8 protein-coding genes are annotated in these 23,737 nt (G+C 45.7%); all 8 read right to left on the bottom strand.

Translation table 11 applies throughout. The features are described 5' to 3' along the window. Window positions 1–78 precede the first annotated feature (78 nt). Window positions 79–627 (bottom strand): hypothetical protein, encoded by a 549-nt coding sequence (locus ACFPFU_RS19665; protein WP_377067292.1) that lies wholly within the window; start codon window positions 625–627, stop codon window positions 79–81. A gap of 8 nt (window positions 628–635) precedes the next feature. Further along, a complete protein-coding gene (locus ACFPFU_RS19660; RefSeq protein ID WP_377067290.1) occupies window positions 636–5,582 on the bottom strand; it encodes an eCIS core domain-containing protein in 4,947 nt (1,648 codons plus the stop codon). A gap of 466 nt (window positions 5,583–6,048) precedes the next feature. Then, window positions 6,049–6,432, bottom strand: a complete 384-nt coding sequence (locus tag ACFPFU_RS19655; RefSeq protein ID WP_377067288.1) for a hypothetical protein — start codon at window positions 6,430–6,432, stop codon at window positions 6,049–6,051. A 67-nt stretch (window positions 6,433–6,499) separates the two neighbouring features. Then, window positions 6,500–9,127 (bottom strand): eCIS core domain-containing protein, encoded by a 2,628-nt coding sequence (locus tag ACFPFU_RS19650; RefSeq protein WP_377067286.1) that lies wholly within the window; start codon window positions 9,125–9,127, stop codon window positions 6,500–6,502. Window positions 9,128–9,384: 257 nt separating this feature from the next. Continuing rightward, the gene (locus ACFPFU_RS19645) at window positions 9,385–11,163 is read right to left on the bottom strand and encodes a contractile injection system tape measure protein (RefSeq protein WP_377067284.1); all 1,779 of its coding nucleotides are present in this window, start codon (window positions 11,161–11,163) and stop codon (window positions 9,385–9,387) included. 13 nt (window positions 11,164–11,176) lie between these two features. Then, complete coding sequence (locus ACFPFU_RS19640) at window positions 11,177–14,965, bottom strand: hypothetical protein (protein WP_377067282.1); 3,789 nt, start codon at window positions 14,963–14,965, stop codon at window positions 11,177–11,179. Beyond that, a complete protein-coding gene (locus ACFPFU_RS19635) occupies window positions 14,949–21,605 on the bottom strand; it encodes a hypothetical protein (protein ID WP_377067280.1) in 6,657 nt (2,218 codons plus the stop codon). The genes ACFPFU_RS19640 and ACFPFU_RS19635 overlap by 17 nt, the downstream gene beginning before the upstream one ends. Before the next feature lie 60 nt (window positions 21,606–21,665). Beyond that, a complete protein-coding gene (locus ACFPFU_RS19630) occupies window positions 21,666–23,735 on the bottom strand; it encodes a tail fiber domain-containing protein (RefSeq protein WP_377067278.1) in 2,070 nt (689 codons plus the stop codon). Window positions 23,736–23,737: the final 2 nt, after the last annotated feature.

The raw sequence follows: 23,737 nt of genomic DNA, 5'->3' as shown, positions 1-23,737 counted from the left end.
CCTTGGATATCAAGCCATAAGCGGTGGTGGTTGAAATTTTTCATCGTTTGGCTAACCAAAGCCGGCGGGATATTACAGTTATTGTAATAAATCAGGGTATTTTTTAATCGCTTTCCGAATCAGTTCGACCGGATTTTCGGCGATTTTTACATTGACTTTATTTAACCAAAGTATAAATTCTTTAAGTCCATTTTCATTTTCATTTGCCTCATTTAATAATTCTTCCAGATAGATTTTATCAAACCTTTCCAGTGGTGGTTCAGTAGAATCCGGCTCATCCATATAGTCTAACCAGGACGATAATATATCGTAAATGGTACCCGAACCGTACGGAATCAATGACAAAAACTCTTCAAAGTTTTGTGCGAATACACTGTTTGGTGCCCCTTCACTGTCAAGCCACACGATTGGATGTTTTTGCTTTGGAGTCGTTTCATTCAGAACCCAGAAGCATACTAATGAATGCGAGGTATGCGCAACAATTACTTCAAAGTTTTTTGCTTTTTCTGCTCCAATCAGTGACTCAAGTTTTTGTTTCTTTGTCTTTGATAGGTATAAATCTTCAATTTGTCCATTATTGTTTTCAAGAAAATCGAAGAATTGGCCGATTAAGGTTACATCATTCATGGCTCAGTTTAATTTTTTAAACTATCGATATCCTGGTTTGCAATTTGATCTTCTCCCTTAGTGATGTTTTCTCTTATGGTTTTGATCAGTTCATTCTTTTCTTTTTCTGTAATGGGTAATGCGTGGATATCTCCCCAGACACTATTTTTATTAGGTCTTCTGGCGATTGCTTTCATTGTCTGTACATCCTCGCTCAATTCCCTTTTTATCCTTTCCACAACGATGCTTCTTTTTTCCTGATTTGTTTTTGGTTTCTTTTCGCCAATTTCAGTCATGACAAAGGAGATGAAAGCAGCTTTGGTAACTTTTCCTTTGTTTTTAAAAGTTCTGCCTTCGGAATGTCTTGTTTCATAAAGATTGATGGCATATCCCAATGCAGCTCTGCCAGCCGCTCTTTTGGCCATATTGCTATTTTTCCCAAAAAAGCTTTTACCAGCTGCCCATTGTAGGATAGAGGCCTGTGGTTGATGGTCAGCAGTCAAAATATCCTTTGAAGGTTTAGGCATACTTGCATATGTCCCCGTTAGGCCTTCCAGTTTGTAGCTGTCGATTATCGTTCCAACCTCCTTATCTCCGCTTAAAAGTGTTTTAAGCATTTCTGATAGCGATACATTTTTGTTCAGGAGTTTTTCCTGAGTCTTATTTTGCTTATCCACATTTTTTGCCTTTTTCGCTTGCTCCAATACCGTTATCAATGGGTCTATATCCGATTTGATATACTTTTTAATTTTAGCCATCTGTTTTCCTTTTGTTGAATCCGCTTTTATTTTATACTCTTGTTGATAGAAACTAAGAAACTCGAGAATTGTCTTGGGACTACTTGAAACCATCAGGACTGCCTTGCCTCCTTTTTCAGAATAATATACAGCATGTGATTCTCCGCTTTCAGTTGTGAACTTTTTCTTCACGCCGAAGAATTTGATCACTTTTGCAATCGCCTCTTTTGCAACCGCTTTACCTTTTTTGAAGAGTTTTTTCACCTGCTTCGCCAAAAAGTCAACAATTTTATCCAACAGCCTGTCTATGGGCTTGCGGATTTTGGCGATGATGTTGCGGATGGCTTTTCCGATACCACTCAGACCAAGGAAGCGAGCGAGGAAGTTGAGAATGATCGGAATGGTTTGGGCCATGGCTTTCTCTATAAATGTGGCGGCTTTTCCAACCTGGCCCATGGCTATTTCACCAATGGAATTGAATACGGATTTCACAAATTCAACAATCCTGTCCCAACTGTCGATGAAGAACATCACCACATCATAGAGGGCTTTGATGGCTTGTAGAATGGCACCAGCCGGATTGAGCATAGTGACGAGCTTGAAGGTGGCCTTTTTCACGATCTCAATGATTGCCCAATTCCGGATACCTTCCAGCACCTGCGCTTTCAAGGCCACGGCTTTTTCCTTGACGATATTCCAGAGGGCAATTGGTCCTTCAGCAATGACGCGTTTGAATATATCCACGCCTTTTTCCGCAGTGGAAACCACCTTTTCGCCTACCCGTTTTACCAACTTGGTGCGTATGCCCGTCCAGGTAAGGTTAGCCACCTGAAGGACAACGGAGAGGATGCCTTTCAGATCAAATTTATCCGGCAATACCAACCCTGCATCTCCCATGGCCCCGGTAAGCCAACCCAGCAAACCTTTGATCAGATGCTGTTGGATATTGCTGACAAAAAGCTTGATGCCGCCACCGACAGCCCTGCCCACGTTTTTAAAGAATTCGATGGGGTCTTTGGCAATTCTCTTGATGACTTCCTTGCCTTTGTTGACAATGCCCATCACCTGCTCGCCGGCACCTCCTACTTTATTGAGCGCCCATTCCATAAACTTGATCAAAGCATTGAGGAGCAGGTTGCCCAGCTTGCTCAAGGCGCCGGACATGGCCTCCTTCATTTCTTCGATTTTCTTGTCGATGGCCTGGATGGCTGCTTCCTTTTTATCGCAGAGCTTTTGCTGGAGTTCTTCTTTTTTCTTTTCTATAAAGCTGTCCATTTCGGCCAGCTTCTCTTCCATTTCATTTTTGGCTTTTTCTCCGACATCACGCAGTTCAGGCCCCAGATTTTCGACGTACTCCCGGATTTCCTCCTTGGCTTGGGCGAGCTCATCTTTGCATTCCTGGATGGTTCGCTCGTTTTCTTCATTGATGGTTTGGATAAGGACATCGATGCGTTCGATAAAGCGGGTCCTGGCCCGGTCAAATGCGCTTTGGACTTCGGGAAAATCGTCAATACCGAGAATCAGATCACGTACCCAGCGGACACCCCCAAAAATACCGGAGTAGCGCTCCCGTTTCCAGGCATTAATATCGCTGTTGACTTCCTGCTCAAACAAGGTCGTCGCTTCTGCTTGTCCCTGGTCAAAACGCTTCAGGGAGCTCTCCTCCAGTAGTTCAAGTTTGGTTGTAACGTTTGTTTTTGCCCGTTCATAAATGTCATTTATTTTTTGGGTGACCTCCTCCCGTTTGAGTTCCATTTCGGATTTGGCCTCCTCTTGTTTTTCCTGCGTTTCTCCCAGGTCCTCATCCCGCTTTTCCTTCATATCAGATTTGGCCTCCGCCTCCTCTTTGACCATGTCTTCCGCTACCTTTTTCTGCTTTTCTTCCGCAAATGCTTCTATTTCATCTGGTTGGGTTTCTACTTTTTCCTTCAATTCCTTACGGCCCTCCTTCGCCTCTGCCAGATCACCACTGTCCACCATCTCCAACTGCTCCTCTGAAATGCCCTCTTTTTCGAGCAATTCGTCTGATTGCCTGTCAAACTCGCTGAAATCGGTGTGTTCCTCCTGTAGACCCGGAACGGCATCTTCGCCAAGGTTGAGTTCCGGAGTCTCGGGAGCCAACTCCTGTTCCGGAAGCGGCGTCGTGGGGTCCGGGGCAGGAGGGGGAGGGGAATTTTCTATTTCGCTGTAGGTGCCTTTGACTTCGCCTACTTGTTTCGAGCTTTCAGCCAGAACTTTATTGCCAATGACCTTTGCTTTTCCCTCCGATTTGAAATTATTCATTTCTTTGATAGAAGAGGGAGCGGCTTCTTCGACAGATTGGGAAAGCGTGGTATTCATGGCGCCCCCGTCGGTTTCCGGGTCTTCCGATTCTTCAACAGCTTCAACTTGTGAGGCGTTGCTCGTGGCTTCTCCTTCTTTTTCCGGAGGTTCTACGGCTCCTTCTACCTGTTCCAGTTTGTCTCCGGCTTCGTGATGTGTCTGCTCATTATCCGCCAGTTCTTGTGCTTTGGCAGCTGCTTGGTTGCATACTCCGGCGCTGGCGTTGTCCAAATCCTGTCCCACTTCCCCTTTGGGTTCTTCTTCTGCAATGGACGGTTTTACTTTATCCGGTTTCTTTTTCTTAGGCTCAAGGACTTGAGGGGATTCCTCAATGGCGGTCTCTTCAGGTATTTCAGGTTCACCGACTTGCTGCTCTGCCGCCAGCTCTGCCTCTGTTTTTTCTTTCTCTGCTTGTTCCCGGCTTTTTTCCGCAGGAATTGGATCAATGGCGTCTTTGGCGTCCTTTTCGCTGGCGGCCAGTTCTTTTTCCAAATCAACATCGTCTTCCTGAGCCTGTACATCAGGTTTTTGATGAACTGATGCCCCCTGTTGAATGGTATGCGTTAACTCATGGGCCAGCAAATGTTTGCCCCTGGCGGAACCGGGGTTGTATTTTTGGGAATTAAAATAGATGTCATTACCGTGGGTAAAAGCCTGGGCGCCCAGATCTTTGCTTAGGCTTTCAGCATTGGAATCTGTATGAACGCGTACGCCACCAAAGTCCGCCCCAAACCCGGACTCCATTTCTGTGCGGGTTTTGCTGTCCATGGGACTGCCGCTGCCCTTGGTGCTTTGTAAGCGGGATTCCAGGTCATTATCCGACTCGTTTTGAACATTCTCCCTTTTTGTTTGTAAGGCGGTTTCTTCTTTATCTTCTTCCTGCATTTGAACCTCTTCTTCTTCCTCTTGCATCTGGGCTTCCTCTGTATCTTCAGGTTCCGATGCCATCATCTGCAAGGCGTCATCTTCCTCCTCTACCATTTGCACAGGTTCTTCTTCAACCTGCATTTGTACATCTTCCTCTTCCTCCGCTTGCATTTGAACCTCCTCTGTCTCCTCGGGTTCAGATTCGGTCATCTGTAGGCTGTCATCTTTTTCCTCTGCAAATTGACCGGCCTTTTCTTCCTCAAGCTGTGTTTGTACTTTTTCGTCTTCCTCGACTTGCGCACGAATCTCCTCCTCGTCTTCCTCTTGCATCTGAACCTCTTCCGTCTCTTCAGGTTCCGATGCCATCCTCTGCAAGGAATCCTCTTCTACCATCTGTACAGATTCTTCTTCAGCGCAGGCCGCACATTTAGCTTGAATGCCATTAAATGGTAAAAATTGGGCAGTAGTCGGTGGTTTTGGCTCTATGGAAGTGGTTATTTCTGGATCGGAAAGGGGATGACGCTGTACGGCCTCTTCGTCCGGAGGAGGCGTATCGCTTTCGAAAATGGGCTTCATCTGAAGCGGTTCTTCCTCAGGACCTTTTTGTTCCTGCTCTTCGGCTTCGCATTCCGCACATTTTTCCTGAAACTGGTTTTGGTGGGTGGTGTGGGTGACAGGTTTAGCGTCAGAGGTGATGTTGTTTTCGGAAGTGGACTTTTGCTGGATGGTTTTGTCCACGGTGGAAACGGGAGAGGGGCTGTCGTTTTCAGCCAACCGCTGTACGGCCTTGTCCGCCATCGCATCCGCTTCCCGCTCGTATTTATCGCCAGGACGTCCGATGGTCAATTTGGTTTGGACAAAAGGCCTGTTAAAAAAAGGCTGGAGTTTGTTGGAGACAAGAGAAATGTTATCAAAAAAATGGGATTCTTTGCCGTTGTTGACCGGTACATGATTTCCCCCTTCCTTATCAAAAAAAGGTCCGTTTGCGCCTCCAGCCTTAGATGGAAGAGAGTGGGAAGCGGTAGTCGATTTGGTTTCAGTGGACATCATGCCATCGAACGCTTACTTTATGGGTTCTATTTTGCTATATATTAGCGCAGGGAATCCCGGTCGTCTGGGAAAGCTGAGGTATCGCGGTTAACATAACATTTATAGAGGGAAACGGCATTGCAAATGTCTTCGTATCCTTTTCAAATGCGGTGTCCGGTATCGCCGGGCGACAGTGTCACTTTGCCGTAGTCACCTTTGGGTACACCCGTCTCGAAGACGTTGACAATGGCATTGGCAGTACGTTTTTGTAAGTCTGTAAGCATGGTTCTATAAGTAGTATGATCTTGCTAATCAAGAGGAGGTTGTATATTGTATTTAATACATATTCTAATCCTGTGGCAGAAACAAACTGCCACCTTCTTTTTTTGCTGAACGAATGGCGTGACACTTCCCGCCAAGGGTCTTCAATGCATGCCCTTTTTTTATTCCTGGGAGGGAGAATTCTAAACAGGGTCACTTGTTGTATTTACTCTTCACCGGCAAAGGTGCCCGCCAAGTCATTAAGGGTATAAATTGCGTTGGTATCGTTTTCGGTGATGTAGCCCCAAAAAAACAAACGACCATTTGAAGACGTCATCACTTCTTTTAAATTGGCGTCCTGGTATTTTTTAATTTGTTCGCGGGCTTCTTTGTGCTGCCGCTGGTTTTCAAAAATGTATACCATACAGGTGACCGGTTCTTTCCGCACTTTAAACCCTTCTCCATAAAACGCATTGATCTCTTGTGGGGATGGGTATACCTCGACCCTTTCAAGCGGTTTTCTGAAACCTTCCATCAACCGGTTGAGCCTGTCCTTTTCCCATCGCAATTCGTGGTCCCCAAAATTCTTGTCATTTTGTTGGTTTTCCATGTTGTTTCTTTTTTGTGAAGGGTTACACTGGCATAGCAATACCAAAAGCATACTGAGCCAAATATATTTATAAAAATCCATCTGCCGTTGCCCAATCTTTGTCTTTGGTCGCTTGAATGAACTGGTCCCAATCAGAAGTGGCCCGCGATAGCCTTTCCAATCCACTTACCGGGGTTGTGGGGGATATGATTTTGGACAGTATAAACGCTGTTTTAAGCGCATCCGTTTCGCCGTCAAAATAGGCGCGTGCTACCAGGGCCTCGCCAATTCCCGACATATTGATCAGTTTTTCAGCTGTATTTCTATTGGAATTGTAGTTGGTTCTTCCGGATATATCGATACCATCTGCATTGCAGACAATTCGCGTAAAATATTCGGTTACCCCCTCATTTAATGGTTGGCTGATGTGGATCAACACATCTGTTGAATATTTATGCATGGCTTCATGCACCATTGTACCCGGGTTGCCTTTATCTTGATGGATCCACACCCTGCCTTCTAAATCAACAAAACCGTTGATGTTTTTTGTTGCCCAAACCGCGGCCCCGTAACGGTGTACCCCGGCTATGTTCCAATTCGTATCATCCACGACGGCAACAATACCTTCAATCTGACGGGAATCAGCCACGGCACCGGCGACATATGCTGCCAAATGCGTCCGAATGGCGCGGTCAGCATCTACCGCCTCGGAGTGGTCGACTGTCCCCACGAATTTCATTCGGAGCGTTACGATTACCCAAAGGTAATAGTCGTCCCCAACTTCTGTTCTGAGTTGGCTCAGGTAGGTAGCATCCTGCCATACCGTATCACGTTCTGCAGGGGTGGCGTTTTCGATGACCTGTTTTACCTCTTCAAGTCCAGCTTTGGTTCGGACCCATTCAATCCTCGTTTTCAGGTCGAATCCAAGGTTTTGTACAGCCGTGATGATGGTTGCATTATCACATATGTTGAAGAAGAACGCCTTCCATTCTTCCGTATTTAACGCATCTTTTTCCGCTTGGGTAGTATTGGGATGGATGATCCAGGGTTGTATGGTGGGATAGTCCAGCTCCCAACCGGTGATAAATAATTCAGCTTCTAACCAGGTGAGCTTGGTAATCAGGTCATATTGCAGGTCGTCCAATGCTTCAATCATGGTCTGATTGGTGCACACGGCCACGAAGAAGTTTTTCCATTCCTCGGTTTTTAAGGAGTCCCTTTCTTCCTGGGTGGTGTTGGGATGTATGATCCAGGGCTTTATGGTGGCATAGGCGATTTCCACCCTGACAGAAAATACCTCAGCTTGCAGCCAAGTGAGTTTGGTGACCAAATCGTATTGCAGGTCATCCAGCGCCTCCACCATGGTTTGGTTGGTACAGACTTCCACGAAGAAGTTTTGCCACGCCTCCGTTTTCAGGGATTCCCTTTCTTCTTGGGTGGTATTGGCGTGTACGATCCATGGCTTTATCGTGGAATAATTCAATTCCATCCTGGCGTCGAATACTTCGGCTTGCAGCCAGGTGAGCTTGGTGACCAGGTCATACTGAAGATCATCCAGCGCGGTTACCATGGTTTGGTTGTTGCAAACGGCTACGAAGAAATTTTTCCACGCTTCTGTTTTCAGCTCTTTCCGCTCTTCCAGGGATGCCTGATTGACCATGCCGGAAATATCCTCATAACTTATCATGATGGTAAAAAGTGCAGCTTGATCGACCCACTCCAGTTTTGTCTTTAGAGGCGGTCCAAGGTGGTTGACGGCGCGTACCATTTCGCGGATATTTAAAGCCGCAGCCATCCTGTTTCTATAGCCACCGGAAATCACTTCTCTTTTTTCAGACGGACTCAGCTGACCGCACAGTTGGATTACATCCTCTTCCGGGACGTTCCAGCGGTTAAGCATTTCATTTAACCTGTCGAGGTTGGATTCGCCGTCTTCTTTTTGGATCTTTTCAGGGGATTTGCCTTGTTGTACCGTATGTGTCAACTCATGCCCCAGAAGTTTTTGTCCTTGACTGGTTTTTGTGTCGTATTTTCCGGAATTGAAATAAATATCGCTACCATGGGTAAACGCCTGGGCGCCGAGTTCTTTGTTCATCTGCACGGCTGTGCTGTTGGTGTGGACGCGCACGCTGGAGAAATCCACACCGAAAGCGCCCTCCATCTGTGTACGGGTGTCATTGGGCAAGGGGCTTCCGCTTCCCTTTGTAGAATTTAGCGTGGATTCCAGGTTGACCGGGAGGGAATGGCTTTCACGCTTGGCTTGCACCGGTGTTTCTTCTTCCTCATTTTCCATTTTTTGGACCATCTCTTCCTGTTCGCAAGCCTCACATTTGCGCTGGAGCGTTTCATCTTCATGAGGTCCGGCGGCACTTTCAAAAATAGGCTTTTGCTGGATGCTTCTGTCAGAGGAAAGAAGGAGAGAAGAAGCGTTGGTGGCTGCGGGTTGCTGTACTACCTGATCGGCCATCGCGTCCGCCTCTTTTTCGTACTTGTCCCCGGGTTGACCGATGGTTAATTTGGCTTGGATAACAGGCCCTTTGAAAAAAGGCGGTTGCTGGTTGTTGACCTTCGGGTTGTTATCAAAAAAATGAGGTCCTTTGCCGTTGACCGATGTAATATTTGCACTTTCCCTTTCGAAAAAAGAAGTGTTTTTCTCCTCTCCCTTTGCTTGAAGGGATGGAGAAGTACTGGTCGATTTGGTTTCAGAAGATAACACGCTATTCCATGCTCTCTTTGATTCTATTCGGCTGTAACAGTTGAATTGGTTTTTTTAAGGGGTTGATGCTGGCACAGCATCGTAAACATAACCGGAAGGTGTATCATGATCTTCGGAAAAAAACGAGTCTTGTCCTTCTTTTTTGAAAAAGGGTTTGTTTTTCTTTTCTACCTGATGAGGCCAGGATGAAGCTGTCTTGGTTTCAAGACTGGTCATTTATACTGTCAATTTCAGTTAATATGGTTTTTTTCCAACAGCTATCCCCACTCAACCCGGAGTATTTCCCCCATCCAGGAAAGTTTGATGATGCGCAGGTTCCAGGGAAGAAAATCGAGCAGGATATCAATGTTTTTCTGTTCCACACTCAAATACCACCCCTGCGGGCGTTTTTCCAACTTGCCGTCTCTTTGTAAAAAGCCTTCCCGAAGCCCATCCGGCGAGGTTTTTTTCAGTTTACCCCAATGGGCGATCACTGCCTTCAGGAGATGGATACTTTCGGCTTTTTCAAGTTCGCTCAAGATTATCTCTCCATTAATAGGCTGTTCGAAAGGAACGCCACATAGAAATTTGGGTAATAATAAATCATTTTCAGGCGTTTCGGTTTCACCAGTGGCGAGGTAAAGCAATAGCTGGACGGCACGTTCGCGGGCGGTATTGTCGATGAATTCCCTGTTGTCAATAAGTCCGCATTTGTTGAAATATACCGGCAAAAATGTGTGCAGCAGGACGATCCCCGCATGGCTGATATACCAAAAACTGCCCTCCGGATGTTCCATACCCGTATCAATAGGCAGAAATTCCCTGTCTTCGGTTGCCGGCGTCCCCTGATGATCGCCAATTCTTTCATTTTCCGGTTTTGCTAAAGATGTTTGGGCACTATCTTCAGGGATTTCCTTTTTGCCGCGTTTCTTCTGTGATGGATCTCCTTTATCTGGAGGTTTGGCGGTAATTTCACTTTCTTTACGTCTTGATCCCTCTGAGGTGTCTGCTTTCCCTTTTTTGTTTTGGTCTTTGGCTTCATCTTCTGCAGGAGGGGGGAATTCCTTATCCTTCTGCGGGCCTGGTTTTTCTTTCGAGACAGGCAAGTCCTCATGCGAACGGCTGTTTCCAATTTCTTTATGAAGCAGTCTTTTGTTATCGGGTGCCACTTTAGCCGCGATGTTGTCTCTCAGTTTACTTAAAAGGGGAAAGCTGCCTGGGCTTTCTTGAAGAATATCCGACAAGGTCTGCCTCAGGGAACTTTCCCCTCCCTTAAAACTTGATTTTTGAATGCTGATCCAATTCTCTATATAAGCCGTGATCACGGCGCCTTCATCAAATCTTATATTTACGTCTGTTTTTAGGTTTCCAAACACCCATCTCCAAAATATTTTCTGGGATATAGGGGAGAATGGTGAGATACCGCCTTTATTTGAAGAAATGGCGACTTTGATCAGCCTTTGCATTTCCCGTTTGAATCCGGTTATATGACTGTTGGAATTCTTGGTCAAACCCTCAAAAAGCTTTACCAGGAAAGATTCTGGATACTGTTTGACCAATCTGTCAACTTTCCGCGGCTGAACTTTAAAGGAATTGATCAAATGCACCTTATAGGATGCATCTTTTTCAAGTATTTCCGGTATGACTGATTGAAAATACGCTGGTGTGTTTTTTGCGGCGTTGTGGGGCAAATATCCGTATTCAAGAAAATAGGTCCATTCTTCGAAAAGGGTCTGTTGGCTGGATTTTCGCTTAATTTCCCCTTTATCACCCCTGATGGTGGCGTTTAATTGTTCTTCTACTGCTTTTACGATGACCTCCACAAAAGCATCTCCGGACGGGAGCCAACGCTGTGCCCCGATGTCAATGTCCAGGCGGTCTATCTGGATCACTTCGTCAGCGCCGGCATATTTATCAAAAAGTTTTTCTAAGGCCGGTTGAAGTTTTTTTTGGGAAAGCTCCCCGATTTCTTTTTGAAGCTGAAAAGCATCTACTGTTTTGGGTAAAGTAAAGTCCAGGATTTGCCTGAGGATAATATGGCAGTTTGAATTGGCCACAAGGCTATTTGGCTTATCTTGGTTTCAACACCTTGTCGAATGCTTCTACAGAAGAGGCGTTCAGTTCATTTTTCAGAGCCTCACCTTCCCAGTTGTTTTTTAACGTTTCACGATCAAACCCGATCTCTTCCATGCTTTCCATCCTGCTCGCCATTTCTTGCAGGGTTTCCTCAGGGATTTCATCTGGCGATTTGACCACTTGTCTGTCCATGAAGTACTTGGTAGCTATTTCCATAAGTTTAAATAATCCGTCCTGCCTGGTACTTCCGCTTTCTGCTCTTTTTGCCGCCCTTTCCAAGGTATCCACTAAATCAAAGTATTGCTTCTCAAAATCCTCTGACTCGCTTTGAACATGTAAAAATGCCTCTGTTTTTTGAAAGGATGTCGTTCTGGCCAAAGCGCTGTCAGTACCCAGTTCTGTGATTTCATTCCTATATGAATTGTCTCTTCTGCGGAGAAAAGTGATGGCTTCCCCGGACAGTTCCCTTCCTGAAGAAATGATGATGCCTCCGTCATCACTGTCATTTTCCTCAATGGTAAAATTGATTTCAACGGCAAAGCCCTCCAATTCGCTTTGTTCCTCTTCTGTTTTCAGAATGGGGGTTGCCTTTAACCTATACCGACCGCGGGCTGATTCAAAACCGGTATCATTGGACAGATCATAACCATTTCCGGCATCATTCATTCCCGAACTGGTCTTGGCCAAAGAATCACCTTCAAATTCCAACTCAAAAACCACCCTGTCAATTTGTTGGGGGAGGGTGGTTGCGCGGATAAAGAAGGGCTGCCCTTCCATACGTGTCCGATTGATGACTGCCCCGTCCTGAAGCGGAAAGCCAATTAAGTTCCGGTCATCCCTGACAATGATTTCAGAGGAAACAAAGAGCGTAAGTGTATTAATAACGGGGAGTACATGCTTTCTCAAGGGGTCACTTTGGCAAATCTCTCCGGCTGCCGATAACTCTATCCAAAGTTCACCTTCAAAATCCTGGTCGAAAACAATGGGTTCTCCTGGTATTTTTTCGCTATGACCTTCGTTTAGAATCCTGGTCAATATATTTGAATTGGAGTTCCAAATGTATTTTTGTGCGTCTTCCGGTTGGATGTTGACAAACCGTATCGCGTTTTCAAAGTCTCTGTTAGGGCTTTCTAAGAGCCCTATAAATGTAACCTCAAAATCCACTTGGGGCGTAGGATGTATTTCAATTGTCTTTTCCCGGGTGTCCGTACAGGGTCCCACACTTGCGGAGTAAATGACGGTCACTACCACAACATCCTCTGCCTCAATACGACCGGGGAAGAATTGGCCGTTTTCTATCGCATTTTCAAAGTCCAAGTCCTCCACCTTATAATCAAAGGTTCCCCCCTCCGGTTGGGGGTTGAGGCTAAAAGGCTGATCGTTTTGGCAGGCACGTTCAGGAAGCACAAAATCCGCTTCAGGACGTTTGACTATGGTCAAAAGATAAGTAGCTTCACCACCGTCGATGTAGTATTTCAATTCCACAGTACCTTCGCTTATGCCGGTTTCGGAAGGTGTGAAAAGGTGCTTTCCCCCCTCAAATTTATAACCGGCGCCGGTGATCACGCCACCTTCTGGATGGACGGTTATCTCCAGCTCCGTAGGGTTGGTGTCCCCTTCACAAAAGACTGAGGGGGATACCAACAGAACAGGCCGGGGCCGCTCAGCTATGATGCTGTGGGGAGGACAGCACGAAACACAGGAATAAGGTAGATAAAAATCGGCTACGATGGTTCTTGACTGAATGAGATCCTGCAAAATGGCTTCCCTGGCAGCCCTGCCTATTGGACCAAAAATAGCCTCAATATCATTGATTCTGGTATTTCGTTCTGGATTTAAGATGTTGGTGTCGACATAGGCTAGAATAAATGTGCCTCCTAAAGGCACTCCCCCGCGATGCTTCATGCCGGGATGTTCAAGGGCAAAATGATGAAAAAGGTGCTTTTTTTTGGCTCTTTCCCACCGCTCTTTCAAGTCCCTGTAACAGGCATCGATTTGTCTGAAAGACTCCGGTTGGGGAAGATGCCCGGGGATATTTCCTTGGAAATGGCCCTCATACCTTTCTATAAAAATATCGGATTCAAAATCATCCAGGTTGCCTGGAAGCACATCCTGAAGCGCATCCGGGACATTCCTTAGCACAATCTCCCTCAGTCTCTCATATTGTTCCTGATATTTGCGCTTTTCGCAAGCCAGGTCAGCGCAAACAAACTGGAAAAGCTCATCATCGAACTCCTCCCCGATTTTCAAGGCCACCATTTCAAAAGGAAGGTTATAGTGTTGCCGTAAATCGGTGAGGTCTCTGACCACATCATGGAATTGTTTCCCTATATGCCCTTCTATACGCAAAAAGTCACAGCCCTCCATTCTGTACATCAGAGGCTCGTCATAAGGTGCACTTGCTGACCTGTAATAACTGTAGACTTTCCCAGCCCGTCCCAGCCGTTTTAACCGTGGAGACCAAATATCCATCAACTCCTTCAGGTTTTTATAATAAAAGGGAACGGCTCTCTGACTAAGTACGGACATGTCGCTCCTACCGGGGGTGATTTTTATACCAATTTTCTCTGAGGGCTCATGAATCTGGAAAACATCCCCTTTTACCATTAATACCAATCTTTCATAAAGCGATTTGGCTTCTGCCAGGCGGCTGTGGTTTCCATTGTAAACCGGAGGCTGGGTATATGGCGTCCTGTAGATACTGAATTGCGCCTTGTCCTTATCATCACCCAAAAACCCCTTTACCCACAAATACTTGGGAAATCTGTGCGTATTTGGCGGACAGTCTGCTACCAGGTCGTAAACGGCGTCCATCAGCTCCTCATAGGCATGTACCAGATCACACAGGTAATCGTGTAAATATTGTATGTTGATTTGATGGAGTTGGTTTTTTAAGGCTTCGCTGATTTTACTGCTGAGGTGGCCTTCCTCTATCGGTTTTTCATCGGTAACCAATTTTGGGGTAAAGACCGGCGAGAAAATTTTGTTTACGTCCAGGAAAACCGAATCCAACCTGGCACTCAGGGATTCCAGGATGAGTATATACCGACGAATGAATTCCTCATAAGTGGAAATATCATTGAGTTTAATCGTCTTTTGCGCCCCGTTGTTAAAGCCAAACCTCTCGACCGGCGGATGGATTGCAGAAAACTTATGGTAAAACAGCTCGTTCAGGTTTTCAAAAATATTCCCCAACTTGTTATCCTGAGGATCATACGTGGCTTGAAGGATGATGTCGGCCACGTTTTTTTCCACGAGTACATAGTGCGTTATGAAAGTTCTGGACACACCTTTTTCATCGCAATCATTTCCACAAAGTCCTTCATCTTCATCCTGACGGCTGTCGAGAACCAAAACCAAAACTTTATCGGAAAGGTCTTCCTCTTTCAAATCCAAAATGTTTTCGTCTTCCTCAGAAGCTTGGCCCAGGTCCATAATCCGGGGTATGGATTCGAATCTTATTTCCTCTTCCTCAAGTCCGAACCAATCAAATGGAAAATCAATTTTTTGATAACCGGTCAATTTTTGGCTTTTGGCCTTGATCAAGTACCCTTCGGAGGTGACCCCTGTGCCTCCTGATACATACAAATGACCTTCAATTTTATTCCAATAGGCTTCCAAACCACACACGATTCCCGTTCCCATAAGACAAATTCTGGAAAGGCGATCCTGTTGTTCCAAATACCTTACAATATCATTTAACTGACTTTCCCTAAGGACTTGGTTGGCTTTGAACAGGGGATAGGATTGGATAATTTCTAAATTGTTATTGTGGTTTTCCATGGCTACTTGAGTTTGCAGATCCGATGATGGAATAGTTGAGAACGATACGATTGCGATCCTCCGCAGGCTCTTTACAATCATGCAGGCTTGCTACCGGATACACGCTGCGAAGCTTGCAAAGCGTTTTGATGAGTTTGTTTTTTGCTTCGGAAGCATCGCAGGCATCCGGTCCGATTTGGAGAGTAGATACCCAATGACAGTAGGCGTCCTCAAACTCTTTCATATGTTTGGTGTCTACCCAGCATATCCTTAAAAATACATGTGCGGGAGCTTCCTGCCTCAGCGTGGCTTCTATAAACGACCTGAATTCCGGTTGCTGAAACCTGACAGGCCAGTAAGGAAGAACGACGGTAGCCCGAAAGGAATAAGGATCATAATAGTAAGGAGGGACAGTTTCTCCCGGTTTTTGGTGTTCCAAAACAGGTTTCATCAATTGACATCCTTTAAGATCGTCGTCTGACCGTAGCGGCGAAAACTTTACATCCAAATGCTCTGGTAAATCAGGTGAACCTTCCGGCTCATTCTCCAATTCACTTATAATCTGAACCAAAGCATCAAGTTGGCTGTCCCTCTTTTCCCCCGTACCAAATCCACCTACGGATTCGGCAATAATAAACTTATCGTCATCTTCAAATGGAGCAAAGATCTTAAATGCATAGGGACAAGGCCCTTCCAGGTCATCGATTTTTTCCACCCATTCCGCTTCTCCCGCAGCATACTTCCATAAGGCAACCCACATACCGTTGTAGCCCTGCATGGCCTCCTCTAAATTGGGATAACTGATGCTGCCCTGCAAAATAACGGTATGATCCTCGTTCTCTATCAATTCAAATCGATAAGCTTGTTGTAAAGCGATTTTCCTGGGCCTCAGTAAAATATGCTCTACCAAATGAAGCCCCTCACGGTTGACTATAGACATGGTCATGGCCAAAGCTTCATCTCTTTCCCTCGCAGTGAAGTAGTATATCGGATGCGTGGCGATGGGAATACCCTCTTTGTCAGTTAACTCAAAACCATACAGACATTCCTCTTCATTGGTAATGAGATTATAGCGTTCTTCAATCTGGCCCAATTCATGGATGAGGTTGCACGTGGCCCTGGCCGATTCCTTGTCTTTGATGCCCTGAGCCTCCAAGAAAACGTTGTCTCCCTTTTGTACCACGCAGCCATAAGCCTCTTCTTGCTGAACAGTCCCGACTATTTCCTCCTTTTCACAGCCCAGTTCTCCCCCTGATTCCAAAAATTCCCTCAACTTGTCGCGGGTATTGACGGCAGCCGTTTCATCGTCAAACTGCGGCGTTACCGACGCAATGGGGCTTCCATGATCATCCTTCAGGACCAACTGCCATTCGGTATCAACTGCCTCGGCAACGAAATGATCATCGTCCCTCATCAGCCCGGCGATTTTTTCACTGCCGCGCAATGCCTCGGAAGAAGTAGGGAAAAGCTTTGTGCCTCTGATTTCAATGTCTTTGATTTCCTCTTCGATTGTTTCCGTTCCATCACCCGGACGGAGAAAGAAATAGTATCCACAATCGGTGCCGTTGGCATCCCCATGCGGGCTTTGTTTTTTCAAGATCAAGGCCACAAGGTTGATCCATTTTTCGGCCTGTGTTCTGGATGTCATTTTCTGCGTGGATTCAGCCAAAGCCACTTCATCTTTATGTAGGACTACTTTGTATAGACAATTAAGATTGTCATAGATGATGTCGAAATTGGAGGAACTGGCAGCGGCTTCTGTAATTTTAGCCCATTCAGACTTAGCGGATTGGAGGGAATAGTGTTTTTTGTTTCCTTGTAATATTACTTTTTCAGAAAAATCTTCTAATTCAATGTGATATTTCTTCTTGGTTTCAATGATTAAAGGATCAATTTTTTGGTCGGTTAAAAATAAAATATAATCCTCGATGGCCTGATCCATATCTTCTTCTGAACCAAAACCGACTCCCGCGGACCGGGCCAGCATGTTTTCTTCATCATCCACTAAGTGAAATGAAAATGTATTTTCTTCCTCAGTCAGTACGGATTTATAATGGCTTTTAGATGAGGCCTTTTCAAAAGTGCTGATCAACGCCTCCCTTGCTTCCGGTTCACTGTCCAGATACAAATCACCCAATAAAAAGTCCTTTCCTTCATCGTCTCCAATCACAAAATGCCATTTCCCCTGCTCTTCATCCTGAAAAATTCTGTGATCCGTGCTTCTAAGCTTTATGGTGAGCCAAAGGCTTTTCATGGCCTCGTCCCTTGCCTCTTCTGTTTCGGACTCGCCCTCGGATTTTGCAAGGACTTCTCCCTTTGGGTTTACGATGATAAAACCCGGCTTTTCGCCCCCAATATCCGTTTTGTAGTTATCCAGATCTGTCGCTACCGTTATAAATTCGGCAAAGGCTTCGTAAGCTTCGTCCTCTGATTCAAAATCAACTACACCTGACAAAACCGGATTCCCTTCGTTGTCTTTGAGCTGGAATCCAAAAAGCGGGAACGCTTTTATCACATCTTTCGTGATTTTTTCGCCATAGGTAAGCCATCCAAAAATATTGGCCATGACTTCATCCCTTTCTTGCGGTGTGGCGTAGAAAAAGGGATGGTTGGCGAGGATTTCCCCTTCCTTACTGACCAATTGGAACCCATTTTGACACCTGTTTTGTCCGGCTTCTGTGAGTCGATAATTTTTGGCACTTGATGCCAATTCAAACAACTCCTCCAGTTCACTCAGTGCACTTGTTTTATCAGAATGGATTTTGATTCCTGTAAAGGCAACTTTCCCTTTTTCATCATAAATCTCAGCCCGGAACGCGCCCCCTATATTGGGTATTTCAATGCTGGGAGCATCATTTCTTATGTAGTTGATTACCATGAAGATGGCAGCATCTACTTCGGCATCACTTTCATACTGGTCCGGATGATTTGCCAGCACCTGGCCATTTGCATCCACAAGCTCAAACCCGAAGTTTTCGGTTTTTTGATAATTATGTAGGTGCTGGCCCAATTCCAAAACCTGTTTAAGCCCCGCGTTTACAGCAGTTTCGTCCGGATAGTCCCCCACACTTTGCAGCAATTTGCTCTCTTGGCTATCACCTACCCAAAACAAGTAGCTGCCTGTTTCACCGGAGATGTTTACCAACCATTCCGTGTGTCGAACGAGTTGGATGATGGCACGTAAGGCCATGTTGCTTTCGGCTTGCGTAGCGTAACTTATAGCCGACCGGGCCATTACCTTGCCCTCGTTATCCAGTAGCTCAAAGCCAAATGGATATTTGGAATCAGCAGCATCAGTAAAGCGATAATTTTCTGTTCTTGATGCCCTTGTTAGAAAATTCTCCCAGCTGGCTTTTGCTGATGCTTCATCTGCAAACGCTGTCGAGCCAACAAGTAAATCTTTTCCATCCGGACTCACTAAATCTATAAAATACTTTTCTTCCTTTTTTGTCAATCGATACTGCGGCTCGAGGTTTTCAGCGTAATATATGATCATATCCATTGCCAAGTCCCGTTCACATGCGGTCGCGAACCATTGGGGATGTGCCGCAATGGGCTTGTCATTTCTGTCGATCAACTCAAAACCATAAGGCAGTTCTTTTTCATTGTCTTCGAGGGGTTTGTAGTACCTTCGATGTCTGGCCAGTACTTTGACCAACAAGGATGCTGACCTGGCTGCCGTCTTTGTCGGATAAATGTGTATGCTTTCGAACAATATATTTCCCGAGGTGTCGGTGACTTCAAAGCCGAAGCTGCCGGGAGTACCTTCAAACCCTTTATCAGGTTCCTTGCCATCCAGGTAAAAGATGATGGCTTGCTTCATGTTCAATGCTTCTTTTTCAGATTCATACCAATGGGGATGGCTGCTGACTGTTTTTTCTTCCCCGTCCAGCAATTGGAAAGAATGTTTTCCATCTTTTTCGATGAATTCATAATTATCGTCCCGGATTGCCCAATCGATAAAGCCTTCCTTGTCTTCCTCTTCCGGGGCAAAAAAATCCATAGCCATCGCCACCGAATGAAACCCTTTTACGCTCTCAAAAAGCAATTTTTCACCCTGGTAGTCAAAAAGCTGAAAAGTATAACACTCCTCTTCCCGAACGGCTTGACCCGAAAGACCGGACCAATTTATCTGGCCTATCAACCAATATATGTCATCTTCCCTTGCTTCCGAATCGAGGTATCTTTTAGTGCCTTGAGCAATGCATTCGTCGTTTTCATTTACGAGGGTAAACCCATATTCTTGGTTATGATCCACATCATATGCCTTTCGGCAATAATGTTTTTTTTCCTTGATGACTTCTCTGAAAGTTTCAAGATTTTCCTCTTCCCCATAAAACCGGAGTATCTCCAAACCATTTTCATCTTCTATGACAAATGAATTACCGTTTTCCCCTGATTCCCATTTGATTTTCTCTTCCGGAACGGTTTGCAGCAGTGAAAAATATTTGTCGCGCGCCTGGCAGTATCGGCCAATGGATGGGTATCGTTGAACACCCGCAGCGATGTCCTCGCCATCTTTGTTTTTAAGCACAAGGCCATATTCTTTTTCCCCACTTACCTCATAGGTCAGGCGCCGGTAATACTGCTCATTGCCGATATATTTTTGCCAGCTTTTCAGCGCATCACAAGCCTCTTCTTCTGTTTCCCAAACCGGTTTACTCTTTAAAATAAGGTCGTTTTGTCTGTGGATCGTCAATACCCATCCTCCCGGTAATTTTTTTATCACTCCATTCCCCAGGTTTTGCCATCCGCTTTTTTGAATGCCGATAAGCTTGCCAACCCTTTTTTCGAGGCCGGATATGTTTTCTATATCATCGGTTTCTGTCTCCTCTCTGCTTTCCCCACAAGTCCCTTCTCCACGACATCCAACGGGTTTGGAGTAATCAAATCCCTTGCCTCTATTGCGGCTGGTTTGCGGATAATTGCTTAGAAAGTCGGTTTTGTCTCTTATTATTCTGGCACCGTCATGTTGTTTTCCATTCATTTCAAACATAAGCAATACGTAGTCTGAAAAGGATTCGGAAAACCGGGCAAGGAGATGGTCCAAAAACCGGTTCCGCCTTTCATGATAGTTTTCCAGGCTTTCGGCTATATGTTGCAGATAGGAGGGGAAGTCCTCAGGAGGCAAGCCGTCTTCCTGATTGCCCTCACATTGGTGAAAATTCTCCACCAATTCCTGAATGTCGGGAACTTCTGATAAAAGCCGGGTAAAGTAGGTGTGGGTCTTTCCGGGCCGGTCCTCATCAGGACTCATGGAAAAAAGCGCTCTGACATTCGCGAGTTGGGAAAGGTAATTGGTCAGAAGTTGATCATAAAAAAGCAGGTAGCCCTTTAGTTGCTTGGCCTGCCCTTTTCTTTTTACATCTATCAGCCCTTTTAAGCCCTCTTTTCCCACTCCATAGGTCAAGGGAAAGTCCTCCATGATGGAGGTATAGTCCTCAATATCCCTGTATTTCCCCTCCGGAATAGGAAGGTCCAAATGGTAGCCCTCAAGCTTGGCTTTTGCTTTGGCCGCCTTTTCCTCCAAGTACCTTTGTCTTACAATGGCTTTATCGGTGGTAAAAGGAAGTACCCCCTTATAAAAAGTGATTTGTGAATGCTGCAAATCAAAATGAGGCCGATATTTTGGTGTTAAATTGAGACACCATTTTTCCCCGCTGTTCATGACCACGTTGTCGATGGCATTGGCCAGCGAGAGGTTCCGTATGGCGATGACACCCTCTATGTCCATAATGATCCTGTATAGATCAGAAGCGTAGAGCCTTTTTTTGGGATCAAGCTTTTTGAGTTCCTCTGTATCAATAAACCCGTTGCTGTCTATCGATAGCGGCCTTCCTTCAAAGATTTCCTCCATGCTTTTTCCCTTTTGCAACATTTCCTGGAGGGTGTAAAAAGTCAGGCTGGGGGATAGGTGTTCTTCAACCTTCTTGTGGATTTCCAACAGCACATTTTCTGGACTTGCGGATGATCGCAATTCGATCTCCGCGCACAAACGTATCTGTTCTTCACCAAATACCGTAACCCTTTTTATGTCCTCGCACAGGTTTCTATGGGCGTTGAGTTTTTTATACACCGTTTCCAGAATACCTTCATTGGTGAAAAAAGTGCTGCCGCATGCATCCCGGACCAAAACAGGCTCTAATTCCAGGCATATTTCATAAAGCCCTCCAAGATAAATGCGCTTTTCATTCGCGGGATCCGTTCCTGCGAAAACCAAGGATTTCAGGTCTTTGTGAAATGCAACGGGGATTTCACCGTCCGAAGCACGCTCAAACCAGGCATTTTTTATTCCGGGAATATCTATCAACAATTTTCTGAAATCCGTAAAAGTCACCGGATTGCACGAAAGCACGTCGGCTGCGGTAAAGAAGTTGTCGTCAAGAGGTTTACCAAAGATGGTTTTTGGGGCCAGGTTTTTGTCCTCCGGACTCCTGGACAAAATGTCTTTAATGTCAAAATTAGTCCGGTATCCAAGATCGGTGAGGGCATAGCAAAGTACTTCCAATATGGTTATTCCCGGATCATGAAGGTTATAATCAGTCCATATATCACTTCCCAAATTTTCGATGTGTTCGATGCCGGCTGTTCTTAATTGCTGCCAATCGAGATAAGATGGAAAGCTGGAGTTATCCTTGGGTATGGTTATGTGTTGGGGCATAGTGCCAATATCTTTTTAGGGAATGGAAAAAAATGGGCCATAACAACGGGCCTAGGGCGGTCAGCTGGTAAGTTTGCTTTCCAGCGCTTCTACCCTTGATTTTAAATCCTCTATGATTTCCTGTTGTTCCTGGATGGCTTTAATCAGTACCGCGCTCAACCCGGAATGGTTCACCGACAATTTATTGTCGCTGCTGTTTTTCTTCACCAGCTCCTGAAGGATATCTTCGACTTCCTGGGATTTAAGGCCAAACTGTTTTCCCTCCTCATGGAGTTTAGTGGCTTGGTCATCCCAGTCGAAAGCAATGGGCCGTAACTTATTCAGCATTTGAAGAACCGTCTTGTAACCTTTTTTCTCAAAATAGCTCTCCAAAGGTTCCTCATTGGACATGTTGTTAAAATCTGATTCAATGAAAAGGCTATAGGCTCTGATGATACCGTTGACGTCCAGGTGGAAATCACCTGGGGTGCGCATGATGCCAACCTTGCCGCTTCTTTCGGGGAAGAAAACGGCTTTTCCTTCCGCTTTGGAGCCCTGGTATGGAAAAATCTGCAATAAGACATTTCCTTGGGTGACGTCCACTTCGTCATCTTTTGTTTTGGAACCCTGTTTCAACACGAATCCTTGTGGGGAATCGGTAACCATTACCGCAGTCTGGTTGTTGGCGCCGAGGGTAAAGTAATTGCTCTTTGTTCCTGGCCGGGAGTTGACGATTCCCAATGCGGGGTTTACTTTTTTATCATCCAAATTGAAGAGAAATTTGCCGCTTTTCTCGTCGGAAATCTCCAAAGTGACCGTAGGGTCGGCGTTTTTTGTGCCAATGCCCACTTTTCCATTAGCCAGAATCACCACCAGCCTGTCTCCATCATCCAGATTGGGGGTTGGACACGCTCCCTTGGCTTCTTTTCCCGCGTAGAATTGGAACCCTTTGTTGGCATCCGTGATCCAGCTCGCATGGTCTTTTGTGATAGCAGATGTGAAATAATTGTTTTTGCCCCCGGCTTTTATTTTGGCCATGGTGAACAAAGGGGCCTGCTCATTTTCGGGATTAAAAAGGTAAGTCCCGTTTTCTCCATCAGTAACGTGAAACATGGTGCAGGGGTCAACCGTCCCGATACCCGCTTGGGGTTTTCCATTAGGCCCTTCTCTTACCAGCATGAGGGCTTTCCCCTGGTTGATGTCGGAGTTTTTACAATGTAATCCGTAATCATCGCCTTTTTTGAAAAGGAATCCCTGCGGCGCATCCGTGATGAATACCGAGTAATCGACACCCACTCCCGTGGCAGTATAATTTTTGTCATAACCTGGGTTCAGGTTGACGATGGTGAAAACAGGATCCTCTTTGTCCTCCGGGCTGAGCAGAAACTGGCCCTTGTTCCTATCGGTGACATCGAGCATGGCCTTAGGGTGTTTCGTACTGATCCCAACCCTTGCATTGCCGGAACCGGATGTCGCCGGCTCTATGACCATCATTACGTCCCCATCCTTGAAGTCCAGATCATCCTCTTCGCCGATCACCGCATGGCCCTGGTGCCTAAAGATAAAACCGGCGGGGGCATCACTTGTGAGGGCAGCTTCCTGACTGTTAACGCCAAATAGAAAAAAGGCGTTAAATGGATTTTCATCACTGCTCACTTGGACCAAACTTAAGGTCGGTGATGAGGCTGTTTTTGGAAAAATAAGGAATCGACCTACTATCCCATCTTCCTGACCTCCGTCTGTGACGATTTCCAGTTTGGCTTTCGGAGGATCTTCATTTGGGTCAAATACCCTCCCAATTCCGACACAATCAAAAACCTTGGCGTACATGACGCCGGTCTCCAGGTCTACCACCCAGTCATCGTCCTGCTGAGGGACTATCAAAGTCTGCCATTCCTCCCCTTCACCCGGAGGCACGCAGGAACAGATTTCCTGAGGGTTGCCTTCTGCGTCAGGTTTTACTTCCCAGAGGGCTTGTTTGTAGATCACCACATTCCCTGTTTTGTAGACGGTCCCCTTTTTCCACTTCCCCATGAAGGCATCGTCCCTCTTGTTCAGCATGGAATCAATGAGGTCATGAAATTGTTTTTCATTGAGTTTTTTGCCGTTGGTAAAATCCTCTTTAAGATCTATTCTGGATTTGATAGCCATGG

The sequence above is a fragment of the Negadavirga shengliensis genome, assembly GCF_042652345.1.
Taxonomy (GTDB): domain Bacteria; phylum Bacteroidota; class Bacteroidia; order Cytophagales; family Cyclobacteriaceae; genus Negadavirga; species Negadavirga shengliensis.
Note: the sequence above shows the minus strand (reverse complement) of the source record. Positions and strands in the feature narration are given on the sequence as shown.